The sequence below is a fragment of the Paenibacillus sp. Cedars genome, assembly GCF_003184205.1.
Lineage (GTDB): Bacteria > Bacillota > Bacilli > Paenibacillales > Paenibacillaceae > Paenibacillus_AQ > Paenibacillus_AQ glucanolyticus.
Map to the genome: position 1 here is coordinate 76,525 of NZ_CP020864.1, position 23,615 is coordinate 100,139.

Consider the following 23,615-nt stretch of genomic DNA (forward strand, 5'->3'; position numbering starts at 1 on the left):
TCCTTGTTCATTAAGAAATTACAAGCGATTTATGAATACTGCGTAAAGATTTTCTAAACCAGATGACCAAAATGATCCCCTTAAGAACACTACTTAGCGCAATTGAGATCCACACCCCATTTAAACCAAACGGTTCAGATAAGAGTAAAGCCAAGGGTATTCTTAGCGCCGTAAATAAAATGCTGAAGATCGGCGGAATATGTGTTTTACCAATACCGTTAAACGCACCTACAGTCATCAATTCCATGCACATGAATAACTGGGAGAAGCCGATAATTCGCATATAATCTTCTCCGAGCTTCATACTCGTATCATCAGATAGAAACAGTGAAAAGAGTTGCTGAGGAAACAAAATGAATATGAGCGAAATGAAAGTGCCAAATATGGAGGTCAACAGCAACGCCTTTCGATAACCCTGCTGAATTCTATCCAATCGACGAGCTCCGTAATTTTGTCCAAAAAAGGCCGCGATAGCCCCTTGTAGACCACCGATCGTCATATAGGAGATCGATTCAATTTGAATGCCAACTTTTTGAACCGCAATGGCATCAGCCCCCCACCTTACAATAATTTTAGCAATAATGATCGAAATGATCGTAAAGGTGACCCGTTGAATCGTGATCGGAACTCCCAATCGGATAACCTCTTTCATGAGACGGCTGTTCCAGACCGATTGCTTAGAGATCATTTCTAAGTTTTTCGTTTTCATGATAAACAGCAAAGTCACTAATACATTGGCTGTTAGTGTAGCAATAGCGGCCCCTGCAACTCCTAAACCTTCAAAACTGCCGACTCCATATATTAAAAATGGATCAAGAATTATATTTAAGATGAGACCCATTGAAAAAATATAAAATGGTTGTTTACTGTTTCCCATTGCATTCAAAACGGTTGCATATAAGGTGTTTAGAATTGAAAATAGGGTACCTACTATCGAAATCAATAGAAATTGCTTCGCCATCTGTTCAACTTTTTCACTTCCCAGATCGAAGAAACCGATCAGCTGGTCCTGGGTCAATATGATAAAAACCATGTAGAGCAGCCCTAGTGCAATAGACATGATAAATCCGTTTTTTACATAAGACTTAGCTTGTTCTCCCTGACCGGCTCCCATACTGTGTGAAACCTTGATACCAGTACCAATCGTTATCATGGTCGATAACGCAATCGCTAAATTAATGAAGAAGCTTGCTGTGCCAATTGCAGCAACCGGACCGCTTCCTAGCCCTCCAACCCAAATCATATCCACAAGACCGTAGGTTGTAGATATAAAATTGGTTGCAATGATGGGAATCGTCAATTTCATTAAAGTAGACATAATAGGACCTTGGGTCAAATCATTTGTGCCCTTCATGATCTAGTTGCTCCTTCTTGCTCAAAGGTTACTGTAAAAACCGGCCACAAAGGCCGGATCAGAAAACGCTTGTCACGGAATAGTTTGTAGTCGTTAATTCACACATAAGCATACGCCTATACTTCAGCCAAATCTGTGACTGTTTTTATATAGGCGGATTCTGCTTCTAAAAATCTTTCGCAGTCTAGAGCAGCCATACATCCTGTACCTGCAGCTGTAATGGCCTGACGGTACTTCGGATCCTGTACGTCACCGCAAGCAAAAACCCCAGGAATGTTCGTTTCAGTTGTTCCAGGTTTCACGCGAATATATCCAACTGGATCGGTATCAATCTGTCCTTTCAAAAATGCAGTATTGGGCGTATGACCCGTCGCAATAAAAATTCCATTGGTCTCGATGATGTCTTCATTCCCTGTTTTTATATCCTTAACGCGCAGTCCGGTAACTCCGCGATCATCGGCGATAATTTCAGTGGATTCTTTGCTAAGTGCCCAGCTTATCTTAGGATTTTGTCTTGCACGTTCCTGCATGATCTTCGAAGCACGCAGTTCATCACGACGATGAACAATTGTTACCTTGGATGCGAACTTCGTGAGGAAATTGGCTTCTTCCATGGCGGAATCTCCCCCGCCCACGACCAGCACTTCTTTATTTCGAAAAAAGAAACCATCACATGTCGCGCATGTGCTTACGCCGCGGCCGATATTCTCCTTCTCGCCGGGTATACCGCCAAGTAAATTCGCGGATGCACCCGTGGAGAGAATGATCGTTTCAGCTTGCAATTGACCCAGCCCTTCAACGGACACTTGAAACGGTCGTGAAGAGAAATCCACTTCATGTACCCAACCATTCATGAACTCAGCACCGAATCGAATCGCTTGTTTTCTCATATTATCCATGAGCTCAGGTCCCATGATTCCATCAACAAAACCAGGGAAATTCTCAACTTCTGTAGTTAATGTCAATTGGCCTCCCGGTTGTGGTCCTTCAATAACAAGCGGATTCAAATTAGCTCTAGCTAAATAAATGGCTGCTGTTAAACCTGCTGGACCCGTTCCTATAATGATTGATTTGTACACGTTACTTCACTCCTCTGAAAACATATCGGATTTTCACATCATGGTTTCATTTATATTAACTTTGATAATTAATCAATTTTTTTTGATGTATTGGGTAAAAAAATTATGTTTTTGAATTCGGATAAAATATGCAGCACAGCTTTTCGGATAACAACCCTTTGATCTCTTCATCGTTCAGCTCATAATAGTTCCACTTTCCGATGCGTTCCATCAAAATAATATTTGCTTCCAGCAGCATTTTTAGATGATAAGACAATTTCGATTGGGGGAGTTCCAGCATGTCGGTTAGGTCGCAAACACATACCTTACCTCTTTGATTTAACTCGCAAATAATTTTCAAACGATGTTTGTCCGAGAGTGCTTTGAATTTTTGTTCGTATTTACTTAATGTTATCTCTTCTATAGTTGAATTACTCACGAGATCACCTCCATCAAACAAATCAAAAAAAATTGATGGATTCATTGTAGCAAGCAAAATTCCCTGCGTCAACCATCAATTTTTTTTGATGTATTTCATGATTTATATATGATCGCCCGAGCTCAATTAGCCAAATCGACCTGAAATATAGTGTTCCGTTTTCAGATCTCGCGGTTTTGTGAAAATGTCTTCTGTGATTGAATATTCTACGAGCTGACCATTGAGAAAAAAGGCAGATTGATCCGAAACTCTGGCTGCTTGATGTAAATTGTGAGTGACCATAACAATGGTATAATCACTCTTAAGCTGGGTGACGAGTTCCTCTATTTTCATGGTCGAGAGCGGATCTAACGCTGCCGTTGATTCATCCATCAAAAGAATATCAGGATGAATAGCTAAAGCCCTGGCAATACATAGTCGCTGTTGTTGTCCACCCGATAGGTTTAATGCAGATTTTTTCAACAAATCTTTTACCTCGTCCCATAATGCAGCGTCTTTGAGACTTTTTTCAACAATATCATCTAATTCGGCTTTTTTCGTTTTTCCATGCAGTCTGGGACCATATGCAATGTTATCATATATGGATTTTGGGAATGGATTTGGTTGTTGAAATACCATCCCCACCTTCTTTCTTAACATTTCAGGCTGGACATGTTTTTCATAGACTGAATATCCTGAGATAAAAATCTGCCCCTCGTAATTGAGGTCGGATACATGATCATTCATTCGATTAATCATCCTGAGTAAGGTTGATTTCCCACAACCGGATGGTCCAATCAAAGCTGTTATCGATTTAGCTGGCATATCCATCGTGATATCTTTTAGAGCTTGTTTTTCTCCATAGTGCACACTTAGACTTTTTATTTTGATTGCATTCATTCTGGTAAAACCCCTCGTCACAGATTCTTTTGGAACTTGTTACGTAAAATGATGGCGACAAAGTTTAAAGACAACAATAGAACTAACAAAACGATAATCCCACCAGCCGCAAGATCATGAAAGTCTGTTTGTGGTTTGGCGATCCAATTATAGATTTGAATCGGTAAAACGGTAAACTGGTCCAGAATACTTTGGGGAAGAAAGGCTACATAAGTCAGCGCCCCAATCATAACGAGCGGGGCTGTCTCTCCGATTGCTCTTGAAACCGCAAGTATGACGCCGGTTAAGATCCCAGGAAATGCTGACGGAAGTACGGATCTCTGAACCGTCTGCCATTTGGTGGCACCTAGTGCGTAAGATGCTTCTCTTCTGGAATTTGGTACGGCTTTTATTGCTTCCTGAGCAGATACAATAATAATCGGCAAGATGAGAAGTGTCATGGTTAGGGATCCTGAAAGGAGACTGCGCTCTAGATGTAAACCTCTAACGAACAGTGTAAGCCCCAAGATTCCATACACGATGGAAGGTACTCCGGCTAATGTACTAATATTCAATTGAATGAGGCGGGTAACAACTCCCTTTTTGGCATACTCCTCCAAAAATACGGCCGCACCTACGCCTAATAAAAAAGCGATAGGTGCCATGATGGCCACCATTAAAATTGTACCTACAAGTGCCGACTTCAATCCAGAAGAAGACGCTCTTCGAGATGGATAATTTGTAAACAACTCTGGTCTTACTGAGGCAATCCCATCTACAATTACATTGGTAAGCAGAGCCATTAATGCGGCAACTGCGATTGAAGTTGCTGCTATAAAGAGTAGTTTTGCTAAGTGATCTCTTCTTCTCCGATTTTGGATTTGTTCTACTTCCTTGCTAACTGCCCCATGTTTATTCGGGGTAACCATTGGACTTGGCATTAGTACGCCTCCCTAAACCGTTTAGCAATGGCTGAAGCTAATATATTTAGCAAAAAAGTGATCACGAATAACGTGAGGCCAACGGCAAAAATGGAACCGTAAGCTAATGAACCGTGAGGCGTATCGCCTAGACTCACCTGTACAATGTAAGCGGTCATTGTTTGTATACTGTTTAACGGATTAGCCGTTAGTTGTGGAGTGGCTCCAGCTGCTACAGTCACAATCATGGTCTCTCCAATAGCCCGAGAAAAGGCTAATACAAAGGATGAAACCACTCCAGAAATGGCAGCTGGCAATACAATCTGTAAAGCGACTTCCAACCGAGTGGCACCTAATGCATATGCACCATGCCTCAAGCTTTTAGGTACAGCTCGCATTGCATCTTCGCTTAACGATGACACCATAGGGATAATCATGATTCCAACTGCAATTCCTGCACTGAACGCGGTGACACACGAGTTTTATAAACTAAATCAGTTGAAATCCTATCTTTACTGTAGTCGTCAAACACATTAGCGAAAGATGATTTCATCACACCATTTGGAGCATAAATTACATAAGCCGAATTAGTACTAAAATCAAAATCATGGACTAGCTTATTTATCCCATAACAATTCAGTATCTCGACCTTAAGATTTTCCATTTTTTTAATTGCCTCCATTACCTGATAAATTAATACTTCTAGTAACAGGGAAATATTTCCCCTGATTTTTTTAATTTTCTTGCATTTTAGCAGCAATAGCAATCAATGTTAAAGCACACTCATTGAAAGATGCTTAGTTCTTACTTTTTCGTTTTATTCTGCTCAATTTTTTTAAGGGACCAGTCAGGAATTGACGTTTTCGGTTTTAAATTGAACATATGTATGTGCTTTTTATTTAGATTTGCATCAACTCGGCAATGGGATTATGTTCTTGTCCATTCCGTCAATCGGTACAAGTTCTTGTACTTTGCAACCTCCCTGGATTGTAAGTCACCAAACTATGCATGGATGATCTTTGTTTTGTCCTGGATACGGACATATCTTATATAATTGGGGTTATCGGGAGACAGTCCTGAACTTTTAAATACTCCTACGAATCTATAGCGGTTTATTCCTAAATTGTCTTTATAGTTCGCAAAGACCGCTCTTACCTTATTTAATCTAAGATCATCATCAATGAGTGCAATTCTTCTTTCCTCAGTTTGATTTTCCTGAGATTCATCGATATAGGACCAGTCATCAGCCAGTATATTCAACCATCCTCTTGCCGGGGACTTAATTACCCCATCTATCTTAACAGCTAGTTTTGGACACCAAACCCAAAGTGTTTCAGTCACTCTAAACCCGCTTCTTTGAAATCCCTTATAGTTTTTTCCGAATATGGTATTGGCTATGTCAGTGATATTTTCAAACGATACACCATCATAAATAGTAAGGTACTCTTGCTGCTTAATTTCACTTAGTTGCTCTTCATAGGTCAACCACTTTAATTGCTTAATAGAAGCTTTCTCCTGGATGATTGATATGACCTCACTAATTCGATAATTTATCGATTCTATAGATTGAGATGCATCTATTCTTAGACACATGAATTCAGAGTTAGACTCTTCATTAACAGCAGCTATAATTTCATCCAATCGGAGGTTATCTTCTTCTTGATTTTTCTGGTGGTATGCTTCATCTACTTCAATTGCTATCTGAAGCTGCGGAAAGTATAGATCCATTAGAGCATATTTACCGTTCTTGCGTTTTACATATTGCTGACTAACAGGCTGCAGTTCCATATTATCAATTTTGTGCCAGATTGAATTGATAATATAGTTTTCATAATCCTTTCTTTTAGTTCGTGATAATGTTTTTACTAAATAATCGCGTTTCTCCATACCCTTCACCCTTTTTATTTATTAAAACCTCTCTAATCTAGTCGATTTCCATTGGCGGTCAAAATGTTCTGTTAATGGCTACATTTGAGCTTAGGAGCGGCGTGGCCGCTCTTCTGTTCATCGCACTGGTCTTGCCAAAGTATTAGTGAAGAACAAAATCGAAAAATGAATCGACGTTGAATGGCAAGTATTCAGAAGCAGCCAGTCTCTAATTAACTGTTCTTAGAGGACCTTAAATGAATTAATACCAAACTAGCAGTATTTCTTACCCCATGAAAGACGGTATCCTCGTTAATTATCTCGTTATTAAGCCCGCTATAATAATCCGCGATTTCTCTTATGCTCCAACCTTTAATTTGATAATCCACTAACCATTTAAAGTGTTCCAATTTTCTCTTTTCTTTATCTTTCACATACCCACGTTCGCGCAGGAACTGCGAAGATCTCTCCCGATATAGAGTCTTGTATTGCTCGTATTGCTTATCCATTTTCTCTTCGAATTCTTTCCAGGTTTCTATTCGCGGATCCCAACCTATACCACCTTCCCAAGGCTTAGTTAGTACTTCAAACTCAGAATAGTCTCTTGTGTTCGCCTTTCCTAGTAGGTCGCTTCTTGTTTCGTCGAAGAGCCGAAGGGATTCGTAAGTTAATATATTTGGTGATCGTTTACCAATATCACTTAATATTTCTGGGGTGAAAGTGAAAGGAAACACTCTTGAAAAAAAGGAGTTGAAAATTTGTTCGCCTTTACCAATGCTTTTACTTAATTCAATGTCATCTGGCTCGTCCTCAAAATAGAGTGATTCCGATAAGGAAATGCATTCTTCATATGGCCAGGAGTTTTTGTATATTGCCATTGACCGGCACTCTTCTACCGATACTCCGAAAATACGAGCATACTCTTGGATTTCCTTGACTCTCTGTTTCCGAGAGACTTCATTACATTCTTCATAATAATTACCAATAGACCATAATGCCAAAGTTAAATAAAAATCTTCAATGCCATTTAAGTGATACTTATTAGACCATTTGATTAGTTTTTCTTTTAAGTTGTTATATGCAGGAAAATTAACATAACTAGATTCTTTGACAATGTTCCATTCTGATGGCCCCTCTTGTGGCGATAAATTACTTTGCATCGCATACCAATGATCTGCTCTAGCATATGCTTCGAGAACCTCATTTTTTAATTCCTCCATTACTTCTGGGACCATTTGCTCGATCAACCGAACAAATAATGTTATCGCACCGTGTTTCCCAGCATCAATCAGTACCGGTGCTCCATTATGCTTAATCCTGCTAGGATGATAATATAACCCCTTCATCTACTTATCGTACTCCCCTCTTCTCAAGATTTATTTTTATTTTAGAACATCTCTTCCTCAGTGAACATGAATTCAAGCAGATAGACTCTAATTCAATTAGGAGAGGTCAATACAAAGCATCATCAGCCTATGCTTCATCCTCTCCAGCATACCGCATACGCGGGTGGGTCAGAAGCGAGATTTGAATTCGCTGACAGTAAAAAGAAGAAGAAATCCGTTATCGAGATAAAGCAATTTCCTTTCGAAGTAAATAAGGGAAAAGCCACCTTGCTATTCACGCAGCCGAAGTTGTTCAAATGGTTCCTGGATTTCCACCAATCGCACGCAGATGAGGATCACCGTATCCTCTTCCATCTGAAAGTAAAACAGACCACCTTTAACCCCGGGAAAACACTCCGAGATCTGAAACATAAGGATCCATTTGCCGGCATATCCACCGAGTTCCTAGAACTCAAGGCTGTAAAATGGCATCGCTCTGAGGTCTACCAATTAACTGACGACTGGGCGCTACACTTCGGCGATTATGAAGGACGCTTTATAGTCATTGAGGAATCAAATAGTCCCATTGATGTCAGCGCAGCAATTGATGATAGCACCAATTACGAGCGCTATGTCGATCTGCTCTATAAAACGTGGATCAAGGATGAATGGGATAAGAAGTTTCATGACTACAAGAAGGATTCAAAATTCCTATATCTCAAGATCATCATGAGTCCAACGAGCCAATTAGCCGTATTTCATGACGCCTTTTCGTTCAACGATTTTGTTGACATGCTCTTGACGAAATACGGTAACTCTAAAAGCCCAAGCCAGCTCCAGGGCATCCTCTTTTACGTCGCAGGAACCTACCAGTTGATTGAGTTAACGAAAAAGAGTCCGATCTATCATCCTAAGCCAGTCGCTCTTTTTCCCTGAACGCAAAAAGACCTCTGTCACCATCTAGAGGTCTTCTTTGTAATGAGCCAATAAGCCGCCATTGTTGTATCTCTATCTGATGTTTGTTTATCGAGAGAGGTTTAAATGCCGCCCGGCATAAAAAGTCCGCGCGGCATTTATTTAGAATCCGGAAATATTAAATACCAGATGTAGCCTTATACGTAAACAATGCTTTATAGGATCCTTGCAGTACCCCGATCTTTGTACCGTCTTGCTTACTTATAGTTTGAGGCAGCTTCAAGTCATAACGCATTTGAAACTGGTGTGTACCGCCACCATAAGATGGTTTTGCTTGTATAATCGCTTGCGATGCGTTTGAAAGTACGAGTTGGGAGGAAAGTGTTCCTTGCCCCCGACTGAAATCTATAGGAGCACCTGTGACAGGTCCTTTATACTGCGCTGTTACCTCAACAGCCGAAGCCGGGATGTAAAACTTTTCTAAGGTCCCATTTATGTTTTTCTCGATTTCGAAATCCGTCGAGCTCATACTTAATGTATAGCCAGCATCTGATCCTCTTCCATCAACGAGCGTCACTGTCGTTTCTGCCTTAGAGCTTTGACTTTTCTTGACATCCAACCTGATATCATCGAACTTAATTTGAGTTTGGAACGCACGCAGTCCAGAACCTACAACTTCGACTTTTTGTTCGCTTACATCTGCTGCAAATGTTGAAGTTCCTAGGGACAACAAAAGTGCTGACATCCCCATCGTCCCAAGAAGAAGTTTTCTAAATCCTTTAATCATGTTTTGCCCTCCATCATTTCTTTTGTAGGAATGTTTGTTGGTTGGGAACCATGCATGTATGCTGGTTCCCCCGTAGAACATTAGATCCCTTTGGCCAATGAGAAGGTGAACAAGGATCTGTACACCCCTACTCTCAAACCAACTTTGTCGCCCACTTGATGAGCACTTCCACTGCCCATGGACACTACCTCAACGGTGCTTGGCACGCGGAACATAAAGTCCATAGGAATGTCGTAGTAACCCATACCTTCAAATGGATTGGCTTGTGCAAGAGCCTGTTTCTGAGATCCGAGGACGTAATTCCCCACTTTAGCGGTCTGATCCGGAGATCCGGCAAGAACCTTAGCAGATTTTACATCAACGTTCATGGCAGATGCAGGAATTTTAACTACAAGATCCTGGGTACCCAATCCAGTGTCTAACACCGGGTCACTTACAAAATCTGTAACGGACAGCGAGTACGTCCAACCATCCCCGGATCCAGAGCTATCTTCAATCAACGTATTAGTGACGGAGTTAATCGTTTGATATTGGTTTACAGTCTGTATCTCAATATTATCCAAAAGCAGTCCATTAAACTTGGAAGATAACCCTCCGCCGATAACGTTTAGAATGGCTTCCTGATCTGCAGCCGTTACCTCAGTTCCCCAAGACGGATCAACACCAGGATTAGGGTTTGGATTAGTTCCGTTCAATGCTGGCGTGATATATTCTTTTTCGATAAGAACTTGACCAGATCCAGTATCCGTAACGCGGACCTTGATAGGCAGCGCTGCACCGATATCGATCGGTCCAGTGTACTCATGATATGTAGACCCTTGATCCACCGAGTATTCTTTATACCAGTTCCCCGTCGGAAGATTCGAGAAATCAATCAGTAATTTATCATCGATGTCTCTGAAGAAAGACGGATCATAAACTTGAGCTGTCACAACTAGAAGGGTTTCCGAGCTAAAGTTAACTCCATCGGTTACTCGGGCTTTATAAACAGAATCTACAACGTTATCGACAAACAGTGTAAATTTACGCTCTGTAGCGCTTGGATCCTCAGTTGTGCCGTTATATTGATTTAAGATTTCAGGTTCGTCCACCCATGGACCGCCATCATGTTGAATTTGCAGCGATCCTTGTGTTGGATTAAAGCCGATTGTTAATGGTCTTTGATTGTTTGCATCCAGATCCCCCACAGCACCAACAGGAGCCGTTAACGTCCCCGGAGCCGGCGGATCGACAGTAATGTTTTCTGTTACTCTTGTGAGTTCTTCACCATTCTGGTTTAGAATGATCGCTGTTGCGACATAGTCGCCTTCCTGCAATAAAACGGGAGATGTATAATCGGAAACCTGGCCATCAATATCAACTCGGACTTTTACCCGATTCAAATCAATGGAGCCTGTATCGATCGTGAGTACCCCGTCCTGCTCTAGCAGCTTCGGATACCCCGCAGGGATGATAATAGGGTTATTCATAAAGGAGATATCTAGAATCTCACTGTACAGGCTATCCAATCCAGCACGTGCTTTAACGTTAATCATGCCTTTATTCATCAAGGTTATTGGAGCCGTGTAATCCAACCAAGTAGCTCCATTGTCTAGGGAGTACTCTTTTTTGTTGGCTACTGCAGGATATTCTAAGGTGATAATCGTATTTTCGAATTTATCCGTTGTACGCATACCCTCAGTCGGCTTATCAATTGTTGTCGGCCCCGGAGTATACCCTGGAGGATAAATGCCAGTTGCACCCGTTTGTGGCGTAGTGTTACCCGCTTCATCAATAAGATGAAGAACCCCTGTTTCATCGATTCCGTATACTACACTCTTGTTAACGTCACGCTTAATTTCCAATAAACCAACAAATTTCGTGCCTGTTGTTTTGTTGTACTTGTTTTTATAGATGCTCGAAGTATCTCTCGCAAAGACATACACATCCCCTGTATTTTTCAAGAGGTACATTGCACTTGAGCTCATAGCCAAATCAGTTATATTCTCAATCGCACCATCTGGCCCTGTTAATTTAGTAGGAGCATTAATGACACCACTAATGCCGGTTATCCCTACATTGGGTCCGCCTGCCCATGTGTTACCGTTGTTGCCGACCACATAAACATTACCATCCGTTGCTAGGGCGGCAACAATAGAAATAGCTGCATTAGGATTTACAGACACTTTGCTTGCATTTGGGATTAAGAGGCTTTTTGACGTTGAATACTTGGACCGGTCAAAGGATTGATAACCAATTTGATCAATCGGGAATCCCCATGTAACCAAGTTTCCATTCGACTCAATTTCAAAGAACGTGTTTTCTGCATTGGCGGTATAAACCCTACCTCCATTGGTTTGTTCTTGCTGATATAACGATCGTACAGTTTTTGTAGGGTCCCCATTAAATGGGTAAAGCCTATTACTATTCATCTCGGAGTAGCCTGAACTTTCAAGCGTATATTTCGAAGATGTTGACGTATCAGTCAAGGTATAATAACTTCCGTTAATCATAAAGTAACGAAGGGATACATCTGCATAAGGATTTGAATTTATCGTATCAATAGTGCCTAACATTCCTTCTCCGATATATCCCATTTCAAAGCTATCTGCTCCATTAAATCCTGGAAACAATGACGTGACCTTGATAGGTTTTGCGTTATCAAAAGAGCTTGATCCAAAGGCACGACCGATTTTATAGATTTCTGAATCGGTAACAAACAACACATTTACTGGATCGACCTGAATGATCTTTTTAACCCCGGTTAGTGGTGTGTTCGTGTCCGGATTCAGCACTTCCATCGGAACTGACGCACTCTGCTTTACTCCAGTCCCCAGCTCACCCATAGTTCCCGATCCTATTGCAACTACGCCGCCATCATTTTTCAAACCGAAGAAACTGTATCCGCCGGCATAGTTCAGGTAAACAAAGTCTTTCCATCCTTCAGCCCACTTTGAGAAGGCCCGACTAGGATCATTGAATTGATCTTTGCGAACGAAGAATTCTCCAGAGGTTGTAAGTCTAGCTGCATAACCAGACTCGGCAGTATTGAAATGAAGATACTTAATGTAGTCCGTGCCCCAATCTTGTAATACATTTTTATCTTCAGGTTGAAAAGCCAATGCGGAATCACGCATAAAGATGGTTCTACCATCACTAAGCTCAAACGTTGGCCTAGGCACTCTGTTCATGGTTGGATCTGCAAAATAATCAACGCCGACTATATTTGCATGACCGGCACCTTCGACCGTATTTTTACCAGGTATCAGTACGCTTGGTAATAACAATGCAGCCGCCAGCGCAGTTGTTAGGACACGTCTTGCCTTACCAGATTTACTCCTTTGTCTCTCTACATCTTTTTCTTTAGCCATGTGCCAAGACCTCCAAAATACTGTTATTTTCATCATGCATTCGTTCATGTTGGCTTCCGTCACCCCAATTGACTTCCAATTATCGCTTAAGCTCCTTTTCCTACATCGTCCTCACCCCCTTTCAGGTTTTCAGATGATGCAGAACCTTCCGTTATTTCATTTTTGCTGCCAGGTCCAACAGATGAATTCTCGACCATGGCAATTGCAATACGTCTCGCATGTTTGCACGTATGAATGGTTTTATCCCACTCAGGTTCTTCGCCATCCGGTATGTACCCGAGCTTGACGACGTATAAGGTGAATGTCTTTTGGTCAAGTTGGACTTTCTTTCGCGTCTTATCAAAAGTAAGGCCTTTTTCCAGATACATTTTGATTCGTTCCTCAATGTCGCCCTTTTTACGCTTAGCCAGCAACCAAAATAGGAGAATTAGCAGCAGAAGAATGAGGATCCCACCGATGACGAGAACATATTTCAACCAATCTGGAATGCCGTCCGTTACTTCCAGTTTGTCGTAATGCGCCATAGCAGCTTGTGCTTCATTTTTAGCTTCTGGTGTTACTGTGAATTTAAATAGCTTCCATTCCTTTTGCCCAGCAAAGTTTGCTTCAAAGTACGCTTCGTAATCGCCTGGCAATAACAACTGGTTTTTCGCGATGCTTACCATATTGGCTGTCGTACCGTAGTAGATCGAGCCGGCCTCATACTCTTTTCGAAAAATAACTTTTTTGGAGCTATCCCGAACCTCAATATAACCGGTCGGTTGTTCCAAGATCGTCCCACGATTCTCAAGTGTAACGGTAAACCGGGATTCACCCGATGCGATATAGTCATGAGTAAATGTATTAATCGACATAGCATGTTTGGCATCATCGATCTTATAATCCATAATGATCCACAAACCATTTGAACTTTCAACGTCCGGAGCAAGAGTCGTGTTTTCGATATTGGTCTCGACTCCTTCTCCCTGGAACTCGTTATATTCAGATACAGCTACAACGCCGATGTGCTGCCCAGGAGCCAGATCCTTTGGTATGGATGCTCGGTAGGTATACTCACGCATTTCATTAGGCCCCAACGTAATGTCCTTAGAACCTTGAGGATAAAGCCATGTCCCTGCATTCGTTACCCCGGCGTTATATGCCCCGAAATCCTTTCCTCCATCCTGCAAGGGCACCGGATCCGTCGCGTAAATCTTCAAATCTAGTTTTTCATTCAGCAAATTTTTAACATAGAATTTGTACTCCCGAGTTTCTCCGGGGGTTACTGTATCACGGTAGTACCCCAGACCATCTCGAGCTTCTTTTTTACTTGGTGCAAACCAAAAGGATGCTTTTGGCGCTTGATTCGGATTTACTTCCTGTTTTGCGTAAGAGGGAGTAAGGATAAACAAATTAGATAGCAGAGCAATTAGCATAGTTAAACCAACTAACATGATTGGTTGTTTTGATTTCATGATTTTCACCTCTAAAGAGAGTCTTGATATGATGTACTTCCATTGGGAATAAGTAGATTTATGAGCGTTACTTATTATTCAAACCATTGAGCCAATCCCTTATTTTAGTTATTTGTTGATTATCGATAATATCTCTGGGTTCATAATTACTAACAAATTCATTCAAATGATTGGCAGTTAGTACAGCTGTATTCGAGTTTTTCTTTAACCTGACATCTAGTTCAACTGTTGGATGAGTAAACACCACGATCCCCTGAACCCACATTCGACAACCAATTTCCGCAAGATTTTTAGCTAGAACGAAGGTATGAATTCTTGTAATCGCCATTGGGTTTCGAAGGGTTTTGGGGTTTACCTTATCACCTGTTTGCTTGTATTGATTCCACACCTCATCATTTTCGGATCCGACGATATAACCAGATCGATTCTTTCTGACGATAATGAAAACTCCGTTATTTTGAACTCGAATTTCTTCGATTTCTACCTTGATGTTTTCGTGAATCAATTCAACATTTTTGTATATGTAATTAGGATCTTCTGTAGACGGCGCGCTAATCGCCATCATACTCGAAGGCCCCCCTTCCTGCTGAAACTTCCTCTCCTGAAGGGTTCGAATTAGTAAGAAGCATACTATTGCTAATGACAAGGGTATTAGCGTTAGTAGTATCACATTTTGAACATCCAATTGTTCCACCTACGCATATAAAATTGAAAAATCTTAGACTTTTAGAGCCAGTAATACAAATAGGAATAGATTGATAACGACGAGAATGGGGATTCCTGCTACAAAAAGGGAGTGCTTTGTCTTATGCCTAAAAAGATTCATGCCTAGCCAAATACCAATAGCTCCTCCAAGGAAGCCGATCAGAAAAATTCGTTTTTCTGGAACCCTTCTCGAACCTACGATTGCTTGAGACTTGTCATACCACATAATAAACATGCCAATTAAATTCATAAGAGCAATGAAACAAGGTATTAGCATCTCTTTCTCCCCTTGAATGATTAATGTTCTTATGTACACGTTACATTTGAAATGATTATCACTCCTTTATATTATATTATTAATTAATATATATATTAATATACAAATATATATGTATACAAATATTATTTAATCTTTTCTGTATCCTGAAGCATATTCCAAGGAACCTTCGATTCTGATATTACTCGATTATTATTTATTTCTTTTTCCACAATAATGGTTAATGATTGGAGTATGGCTGCATCAAATAAATGAGTATCTCGTTTCATAATATTAATAGCTTCTCTCGCAGATCTAAGGTTTTGATAAGGTCGACCACATATTATAGCTGAGAATGTATCACTCACGGCCGCTATACGGCCACACAATGGTATGCTGTAGCCCTTTAATCCCTTTATGTACCCGCTACCATCAAAACGTTCATGGTGGTACCTTACAATGTCCTTCACGATTGCAGGCAGTGGTAATCTCTCAAGTATTCTTTCTCCACTTTTTACATGTTCCCATAAGCATGTTCGTTCATCTGCTGAGAGTCTTATATTTCCTTTTAAAATCCTATCATCCATCGCTATCTTCCCTATATCGTGGATCAGGGAACCTGCATAATATAAAAGTGATTGTTCTTGATCATAAATCTTTGCGAGCTCGTATGAATAATGAGCCATTACGACTGAATGAGTGGCAGTCAGTTTGTCTCGCAACTCGATGCAATAGAATAAAGCGTCAACGATTTCGAGATTCAGCGTTCTTTTTAACGAATGCTTAAATGTCTGCTGAGGCACGTTTATTGTTTCTTTCATTACATGTTCCCCGCTTTAGTTAAATTTCTGTCAGATACATTGATCGTGGATGATTCATATTTGCCGTATTCCACCACTTGGTTTTTCCCTGATTTTTTTGCAGCATACATCGCTTCATCTGCTTGTTTTATGAGTTCATCAGATGATAAACCCTCAACGTATGAACTGTAACCTATACTCGCGGTTACCGAGTACGTTCCTTCTGGCGTGTCAAAGGAAGCCTCGTGCTCAATACGAGAACGGATCGATTCAGTCAACTCCAACATATCAATATGGGGATCTACAATTAAACCTACCATTTCCTCTCCGCCGTATCGTCCTGCAACACCACTACCCTCTAATTCCTCCAACAGAATGGATGCAACTTTCTTGAGGATCTCGTCCCCCTTTTTATGTCCAAAAACATCATTTAGTTGTTTGAAATTATCAACGTCAAGGAAGATAACATATACATGTATCTTTCTATCAATGCTTTTATTTACGAAAGCAGCAAATTGCTTACGGTTATAAAGCCCTGTTAGTGGGTCCTGAATAGATGATTCGTATGTACCTCGAATTAACTGAATTAAATAATCAACAATGTAAGAAATTATTATTGTATATGCTGAGACAGTTATGAGTGCTATTAAAAGCTCTAATGACGATAGGTCCCAAATGAATAGTTTTGCCAAAACAACCATCTTAGAAAAAATAAAAAGCACAATAGCGATCTTCGCTTTACGATGCATATCTGATGCTAGATAATACCACGCAGCTGCCCCCAGAATAATCGAAAGTATAGGATGAAGCACCGGAAGCGGGATACAAAACCCAACTAAACCTGTAACTAAACAACCTATATAAACTACCCACTGTTCCCATCTTTGGGTACTTTGAAATATCTGGTAAAGCGCAAAAAGGATAGCTATAAACAATACATCCCCTAGTATTTCTCCGTTCAATGTTACATTTTCGAATACCCCAAGGATTTGCAGAATATGATATATACCTGTAAACAATACGATAATGCTCAATTGGATATTACTTTCAGAGCCTTTTCGTCTAGGCATTTTATTTGTTAAGTTCCACATGATAAATAACAGAGGTAACATCATAATTGATTGCAATAATTCCAATTGAATCCCCCTTATAAAGAAAGGATCCAGGAAAGGGAATGCCCTCCCCCGGATCCCTTTGGCAATTTAGACCACATGGACAACGGGTCGATGACGAGTTTTCTTCTCCCTAACTCATTAAGTCACATAACCTTTTCCTACAATTTTTTGGTCATTAGATAAACAGGGTAGAACTCTCGGCTCTTGTCAGGTATGCTTTTGTTCTAAATGATTCTTCCGGATAGCCGGTAACCATCTGCCGCTACTTCAGGGGCCAGGAATTCCAGAAAACATAAATCCTCCACCTGAAACTCTTTTAATTTAATGAGGCACCTGAGAGCTGAAATCATTCCGACTGGACAGATCAGCATGATAGAAAACGACATCTCCATCCTCTAAATTGAACCGGTTGCCGAAGGAGTCAAATACCAAACGTTGATATCCTTCAAGCTGCCATTGATTCATCAAAGGCGCATTAATGTACTGAAGATGAGGGTTATTCAGATCCCCATTGCGAATAGACTCAATGTTAAAATTCACAATGATATAACCATTCTTGAAAAAGACAGCCGATTTTTCATCTAGTCCCCCGTGGGTTCTTGCATACTCTGCCAGATCCGTGCCAGCCTCAACCACATATGGCTCTGCCGGCAAGCTGTATTCTCCATACCATTTCTGGATCGCAGCATTGGCTCGTTGAACATTGACAGAAGGTGGGATATTCGTTTTTGGCCCGATAAAGGTTCGGATATACTCCGGAAGCAGCATCAGCCCATATCCACCAACCGGTGTCTTTTGTTTTGTATCTTTTGAAATGTAGCGATCGATGTACTGCTGTCTTGTGATTGAACCCAGCTGCCCAGTCGTGAAGTAGTTATCATATTTGAAGTTAGCAGTATCGATCATTTCCTCTGCAGGTACATTTCTTAACCTTTCATTCAAGATGACGTATCGCTTTACTTGATCTTCTGGAGATCCTACCTTAACGAAATTTTTTGAATTTGTTTTATAGTACAGATCAACAGGAAAGCGATATTGCCCATCCTTGGAAACAAAGTGGAATGTCGGTGTTATACGTATGCCATCCTCTTTTCCAAACATGTTACCCTTGCTCTTGAAATCGAATTTGAAATGATACCCGGTTTTGACGGCCACATTTTTAAATCCTTGGATTGGGTTACTTCCTGGCCGGATTGGTAACGTGAATTGTGGAGTATTTCCTCTTGGTTCTCCATCAATGCCCTTTGTTCCAACCCAATAGGATATTCCCGTTGGATTTGTGCTGCCTGGTTGTGTCCGGAAAACAGATTCCCATTTATAATCCGCAATATCGGTAATATGGAAATCGTAAAGCCGGCCAATGACTTCCACAGATACTTCATCAGCAGCCACGTGATTCACCAGATCAAGATTTGCATCGTATTGATATGGAAGATCTGGTGGTGAATTTTCCGCAATGTTCCGGAAGTATACTTGGTAATTCCCCTCATCAACCCAAACTGGTAAGAAAAATTCGGTATCCAATTGGTTAACCGGGATATCGATCCATGTGTCTTTCGGATAGAATACCGTGCGGCTGCTGTTATACGTATCAAAAGGGAATCGCACTTGCTTCGTCCGGAAGTATTTGGCGTAATCTCGATTTCCATAACCAGGATAGTTCGTGTGCTGACCATTTGTCGGCATTCGTACTATAAACGGTCGATCCAAGATGAACGCGGCTCTATTATAATTCGGTGTTGTTTTCTGATTATGTGGCCGATCATCACTAACTGATGAATAGTTAACAACTGGTGTATGTACCGTTACCGTATTGATTTGGTGAATCGAAAATTCTTGGTCGCTGCCGCCGTTTATGTTGCCAGGGAGCAATCCGTAGAATATGGTGCCGGCACTCGTTGTATTAGCTCGATTGACCTTGCTGGAACTAATGATGTTGTTGGGCTTATACAGCACATTCTCATCGATCTGAGTCGGTGCAGGTATGTTTCCAGGCCTCGGTCCTGTCTCAGGAGTTCGGGCAGGATTCATGATCGTTGCCCCATTAAAAACTAATGCATCATTGGTAACTTCAACCTTCTTTACACCATCCTCGGCAACACTTTGCAGATTCTCACTTGGTGGAGACGGTCTGCTTGTAAATTGACTGCCGCCATAAGATCCTGCCGGTGCCACAATAGGATCTGGTGGTGTTGGCGGATAGTACGCTCCTGACGCATTTGTTGTAAATTGCGGCGGCTGATACCCTTGCGGACTAATGGTAATTTGCTCTCCCGGTAAGGCATAGTTCCTTAAAATACCTTGGTTGATCTTATACACTTCCAGGTTATCGATCACCCAATACGAATACGGCCGCACAACCGTATATCTCTGAGTAACAACCTCTTCATCCTCTTGCGGATCCGGAACCTCAGTCGGTTTACCGTCTGGTCCATTCGGCCCCGGCTTCTTCGGATCCCATCGAAGAGTCCATGTCTTCTCCACGTTTACTTCAAAGGTACATGTTCCCGACATTTGAACGAAGGTATTCTGGAATAAATAGTTTCGAGCTAAAATGTTTCCGTACAAGCTTTCGGAAGTCGGGATTCCCTGCAGAACATCAAACATTTCACTTCCACGTTGATCGGCCAATATCTTGGCGGTGACAACCGGATCCATGTACTTCCCATTAATCTGAGCTCCTGGCGCCGGTGGAGTGCATGAATTTTTCGGCGGAGGAGGTGGATCTTTTTTAGGTTCATAGTAAAAATACAGATAGTAAATTGGAAATTGACCGTTATAAACAAATCCACTAGGATCTCCCGGCGAAATAGCTCCACCGCTTGGATCAGATTGGGAACTTTTTTTGTGTCCTTTGTACTCATAATCTGCAGTACCAGGTGTGTGCGTAAAATCATACCGTTTATCTTTTTCTAACTTCTCTTCCCTATCATTAAATCCAGGTACACCATTCAGTGGCTTGCCCGTAGTAGTAAAGTGTTTGATAATCGCTTTACCTTCAGCAGGCTCGAGTTCGATTTCAAACAAAGTTGGGAAGTGATAACGCCACCCTTGAACGAGTGGTGCAAATTGTTGGTTATTATCCCTTTCCTCTTCTTCTCTTCTATTTACTGCTTTTGGGGCCTCCAACAGTCCTCCCGTGACATAAACAGGAACATTCGCCACGTTAGTCCCTTTCCCTGTCCATGGTAGTTTAGTGAGAGAATAACTAATGGATGTTGAATCTTGATAATAGGATTTAGGGTTTCGTGCCATTTCGACTGATCGAGATTTTTCCCAAATCTGATCTCCATACTCACGGGAATAATCGAACTTGCTTACACGAACATCCTTTATTTTTCGAGACGAGTTAAATTCAAACATATAGTCGAAACCATCCACATCAGTAACGGCTCCTGGTGGTTTTGTTGTCGTCCATTTACCAGCGGAATCACTCCATGTGTCATAGTAAACCATACCAACAAAATAATAGATGTTTGGATTGTTAGGATGTTGAAACATCCTACTGTCCCCAATAGCTTCTGCTTTACTCGGGTCGAATACAAAAACCGTCGTGATCACCGCTATTAAGCAAAGCGTCAGCTGTAATGATTTCTTAATTCTCGATCTCAGCATATTGCTGCTCCTTACTTAAAGGGATTAACAATCGCCACGATATAATCCTCTGGTTTGTCTGTCCTAAAGGCAATGTAATCTGCCATATTCAAACGAAATTTAGTCCAATCATAATGTTGAATGTATTTTCCACCTTGGAAAACATCCGACGTGCTGGTAACTGGATAATAATTCGTTGCTGTCCCGTCCTTATGGTTTACAAAAGCATTGTCTACACCAGTCCGATACTTTACAAAGTCATTATTGACCATGAAAAAGATTGGTGTACCTCGAACTGAGCTTCTAATTGCGATATAGTCTTTCACCTTATCCTTTTCAAGTTTGATATCATAAATGATTTCTCCATTTCCAAGTTTGATCGGCAATTGATTAGCATTAATGATTTTAATGCCCTTAAAAGGCTCACCTTTTAGATTCTCAAAGAAATATTTATCTTTTGTGTACTGTTTGAAATCGCTCAAAGGCTTAAGCTTAAACTGATCATCGTCTGTATTTCGGAAATTTTTCTCGCCGATCCAGACCCACCGACCAACCTTATCCCAACTGACCTTTTCACCCAGACCTTCACTCACCAGGCGAAGAGGAACAAATGTCCGGCTATCCTTTAGAATGATCTTCGTACCATAGCTTTTGGACTTCCCGTTCACTAACGCAGTTGTTTGGCCAACGGTCATTTTGACCGTATCCGTGCCTTTCTTTACTTCAACAGTGGTTTTACCACCACTTTTGCTATAGCTGATCTTCCCTCCTAAAGCTTCGGACACAAAACGAATCGGAACCATCACACTACCTTGTTGATCTTGGAACGGCTTGGCATCTGGAAACTTCATCTTTTTTGCGTCCAACATAACTTCGACTTGAACTGCACTTTTGGCTTCTGTCGTGTTAGCACTCACTACACCATAAGCAGCAGTTGTCAGCAAAACACCGGCAAGCAAACTTTTAAAAACCACTCTCATTGGATCTCACTCTCCGTCTATATATTTTGAATCACTTGTTTCAGAATCTTCCGATAACAACATAACAACCAGCATCACCCCTTTCAATTATACCTTATGCCCCCCATTTTCCCGAAACTATTAGAATCAGTTGCGGCCGGTATGTTTGCCGCAACTAGAGGCTTAGCAAAGTGCCAAAGGCGCTGCTGGAGTAGTTGGACTTATAAATCCTTAACACTTTCAAGCACCCTGATACGCAGTGCCGATGCGGCAGTGGCAAATAGACCGCGGTCTTTTGAATTTGGACTACCTATTTGAAGCTACTGAGAACCATTAAAACATTCTTTAGGGAAATATCCAGCTGCTGCAGCCTCTTTTTCACTACTAAATGCTTCTTCGATTCGGTACGGGTAGGAACAGCTATCACGGTAATAATATTTAAGCCCCGTTTGCTGATCCACGGCCCCGTAGATGACCGGTTGTTTTACAAGTCGTCCACCACCAAAAGCAAAGTTATTGTAATATTGATCTCCAATCGGAATCCCTTGGACGAAAGCTAATACGCCAATATCATCTATAGTGTTTGTCCAATCTTCCATTGGTATTTCGGGAAGTTTGAAGTTATAAGTTACTCCATAATGCGAAGCATACTCATTGTGTTTGTTAATGTAATAAGCCAAATCTGTTTGAACCGTTTTAACGATCGTGCTTCTTCTTACAGACTCAAAGAGATCAGGATTATTTAAAATATCAATATTAGTTCGACCCTGAAGTTCCGGTTGATATCCTTCGATCCAAGATTTAGTACTTGCATCGAATGCATATACGTATTGATCAAGTGTGAAGTTAACACTGTTCCCTTTGTTATCGGCAAAAGAATAGGGTTTCTGTGGTCTCCACATATGTTTAAAGATTGTTTGACCTTCTGAATTCTGGTATTCAGAAAAAGCATAAATATGAAAACCTTTATAATCTATAATGCCTACAGCTGGTATATATGATGCCAACGCCCCTTGACCAATATAATCATTATCCACTTCAAAATTGAGATACATTGTTCTAAAAAAAGTGTCGATGGCAATCTCTTTATTGGCATTAAAGTACTTTGGGGACTGGTATCCTGCCTCGTATTCTTGCAATTCATTTTGATTCAGCATAGCGCTGCTATCTTGCACTGCTGTCCGCAACGCTGCGGAGTAAATTTCGTTCAACTTATTAACTTCATGTTGATCGGAAATGTGTAAATCCAAAATCAAGTAGAATGGAAAGAAAATCAATATGAAAATAATGGCAAAATTAGTAATCTTCATTTAATACCATTCCCCCGTATGGGACTAAGATCTTTGCGTTGTTACCAGTATTAGATGCGGTCAATATGTCCCCAATTACGGTAGCCATAGTCCGGTTTGTATTGACGGCCTTAATTTTGAAAAAATCCCCTTCAGTCAATTTATACAGCCTTCTCTCACTATTGAGAGGATCCAAGTTGTTAGGAAACAGTACATTCATAATTTCTTCAGTATAATGACCATCATAGTAAGTTTCGAAATTATTTCTAAAACTATTTGGATTAGCTAGATCAGCGTAATCAGGATTATATTTTTTATGCAAATGTTCCATTTGAATATCAAATTGATTTCCTGTACTCCCTATCTTTTCATTAAATTCTAGGTACATTGATGGGCTTATGTATCCTTTGGTTCTTACAGCATCTACCAATTCGGTGACAGCACCTTGGACTATTAATTGGGATAAATTATCTTGCTTTATAGATTGTTGGTACAGGGGATAAATAAACAACAAGACAATCGCTATTAGCACTGCAACTACCTTAGAAAATATATTTTCCAATCCATACGC

19 protein-coding genes and 1 pseudogene are annotated in these 23,615 nt (G+C 40.9%); 1 reads left to right on the top strand and 19 read right to left on the bottom strand.

From position 1 onward, the window contains the following. Positions 1-10 precede the first annotated feature (10 nt). The 8 genes and pseudogenes from B9D94_RS00380 to B9D94_RS00415 all read right to left on the bottom strand — a co-directional run bounded on the left by B9D94_RS00380 (position 11) and on the right by B9D94_RS00415 (position 7,841). Entirely contained in the window at positions 11-1,354 is a 1,344-nt protein-coding gene (locus B9D94_RS00380) for an MATE family efflux transporter (RefSeq protein WP_119851452.1), read from the bottom strand. Between the two features lie 116 nt (positions 1,355-1,470). Beyond that, positions 1,471-2,433 carry a thioredoxin-disulfide reductase gene (trxB, locus tag B9D94_RS00385; protein WP_119851451.1) on the bottom strand — a complete coding sequence of 321 codons (963 nt, stop codon included), beginning with the start codon at positions 2,431-2,433 and terminating at the stop codon, positions 1,471-1,473. A 103-nt stretch (positions 2,434-2,536) separates the two neighbouring features. Continuing rightward, positions 2,537-2,851: an ArsR/SmtB family transcription factor gene (locus B9D94_RS00390; RefSeq protein WP_119851450.1), complete on the bottom strand. Its 315-nt coding sequence runs from the start codon at positions 2,849-2,851 to the stop codon at positions 2,537-2,539. A 126-nt stretch (positions 2,852-2,977) separates the two neighbouring features. Then, on the bottom strand, positions 2,978-3,730 hold the full coding sequence (gene pstB / locus B9D94_RS00395; RefSeq protein WP_119851449.1) for a phosphate ABC transporter ATP-binding protein PstB: 753 nt from the start codon (positions 3,728-3,730) through the stop codon (positions 2,978-2,980). Positions 3,731-3,747: 17 nt separating this feature from the next. Beyond that, positions 3,748-4,650 (bottom strand): phosphate ABC transporter permease PstA, encoded by a 903-nt coding sequence (pstA, locus tag B9D94_RS00400; protein ID WP_244235580.1) that lies wholly within the window; start codon positions 4,648-4,650, stop codon positions 3,748-3,750. Next, positions 4,650-5,090: pseudogene (locus B9D94_RS00405) on the bottom strand (PstC family ABC transporter permease); the annotation flags it as partial. The pseudogene B9D94_RS00405 and the gene pstA, both read right to left, overlap by 1 nt. 541 nt (positions 5,091-5,631) lie before the next feature. After that, positions 5,632-6,516, bottom strand: a complete 885-nt coding sequence (locus B9D94_RS00410; protein WP_119851377.1) for an AbaSI family restriction endonuclease — start codon at positions 6,514-6,516, stop codon at positions 5,632-5,634. 212 nt (positions 6,517-6,728) lie between these two features. Continuing rightward, a complete protein-coding gene (locus B9D94_RS00415; RefSeq protein WP_119851378.1) occupies positions 6,729-7,841 on the bottom strand; it encodes a hypothetical protein in 1,113 nt (370 codons plus the stop codon). A 129-nt stretch (positions 7,842-7,970) separates the two neighbouring features. On the opposite strand from B9D94_RS00415, the gene B9D94_RS00420 reads away from it, so the two are divergent. Further along, positions 7,971-8,756 (top strand): hypothetical protein, encoded by a 786-nt coding sequence (locus tag B9D94_RS00420; RefSeq protein WP_119851379.1) that lies wholly within the window; start codon positions 7,971-7,973, stop codon positions 8,754-8,756. 157 nt (positions 8,757-8,913) lie between these two features. On the opposite strand, the gene B9D94_RS00425 is transcribed toward B9D94_RS00420, so the two are convergent. The 11 genes from B9D94_RS00425 to B9D94_RS00475 all read right to left on the bottom strand — a co-directional run bounded on the left by B9D94_RS00425 (position 8,914) and on the right by B9D94_RS00475 (position 23,606). Beyond that, the gene (locus tag B9D94_RS00425) at positions 8,914-9,522 is read right to left on the bottom strand and encodes a WxL domain-containing protein (RefSeq protein WP_162939250.1); all 609 of its coding nucleotides are present in this window, start codon (positions 9,520-9,522) and stop codon (positions 8,914-8,916) included. Positions 9,523-9,602: 80 nt separating this feature from the next. Next, complete coding sequence (locus B9D94_RS00430; protein WP_119851381.1) at positions 9,603-12,872, bottom strand: hypothetical protein; 3,270 nt, start codon at positions 12,870-12,872, stop codon at positions 9,603-9,605. Between the two features lie 86 nt (positions 12,873-12,958). Further along, positions 12,959-14,326 carry a COG1470 family protein gene (locus B9D94_RS00435; RefSeq protein WP_119851382.1) on the bottom strand — a complete coding sequence of 456 codons (1,368 nt, stop codon included), beginning with the start codon at positions 14,324-14,326 and terminating at the stop codon, positions 12,959-12,961. Positions 14,327-14,393: 67 nt separating this feature from the next. Beyond that, positions 14,394-14,891, bottom strand: coding sequence for a nuclease-related domain-containing protein (locus B9D94_RS00440; protein WP_119851383.1), 498 nt, complete (start codon positions 14,889-14,891; stop codon positions 14,394-14,396). A gap of 153 nt (positions 14,892-15,044) precedes the next feature. Continuing rightward, positions 15,045-15,308 (bottom strand): DUF1294 domain-containing protein, encoded by a 264-nt coding sequence (locus tag B9D94_RS00445; RefSeq protein WP_119851384.1) that lies wholly within the window; start codon positions 15,306-15,308, stop codon positions 15,045-15,047. Positions 15,309-15,433: 125 nt separating this feature from the next. Beyond that, positions 15,434-16,108, bottom strand: a complete 675-nt coding sequence (locus tag B9D94_RS00450; RefSeq protein WP_119851385.1) for an HD-GYP domain-containing protein — start codon at positions 16,106-16,108, stop codon at positions 15,434-15,436. Continuing rightward, positions 16,108-17,223, bottom strand: a complete 1,116-nt coding sequence (locus B9D94_RS00455; RefSeq protein WP_119851386.1) for a GGDEF domain-containing protein — start codon at positions 17,221-17,223, stop codon at positions 16,108-16,110. The genes B9D94_RS00450 and B9D94_RS00455 overlap by 1 nt, the downstream gene beginning before the upstream one ends. Before the next feature lie 300 nt (positions 17,224-17,523). After that, positions 17,524-20,817 (bottom strand): DUF5704 domain-containing protein, encoded by a 3,294-nt coding sequence (locus tag B9D94_RS00460; protein WP_172963869.1) that lies wholly within the window; start codon positions 20,815-20,817, stop codon positions 17,524-17,526. Positions 20,818-20,828: 11 nt separating this feature from the next. Beyond that, on the bottom strand, positions 20,829-21,776 hold the full coding sequence (locus B9D94_RS00465) for a copper amine oxidase N-terminal domain-containing protein (RefSeq protein ID WP_119851387.1): 948 nt from the start codon (positions 21,774-21,776) through the stop codon (positions 20,829-20,831). A 299-nt stretch (positions 21,777-22,075) separates the two neighbouring features. After that, positions 22,076-23,065, bottom strand: coding sequence for a hypothetical protein (locus tag B9D94_RS00470; RefSeq protein ID WP_119851388.1), 990 nt, complete (start codon positions 23,063-23,065; stop codon positions 22,076-22,078). Beyond that, on the bottom strand, positions 23,052-23,606 hold the full coding sequence (locus B9D94_RS00475) for a hypothetical protein (protein ID WP_119851389.1): 555 nt from the start codon (positions 23,604-23,606) through the stop codon (positions 23,052-23,054). Before B9D94_RS00475 ends, B9D94_RS00470 begins: the two co-directional genes overlap by 14 nt. Positions 23,607-23,615 lie beyond the last annotated feature (9 nt).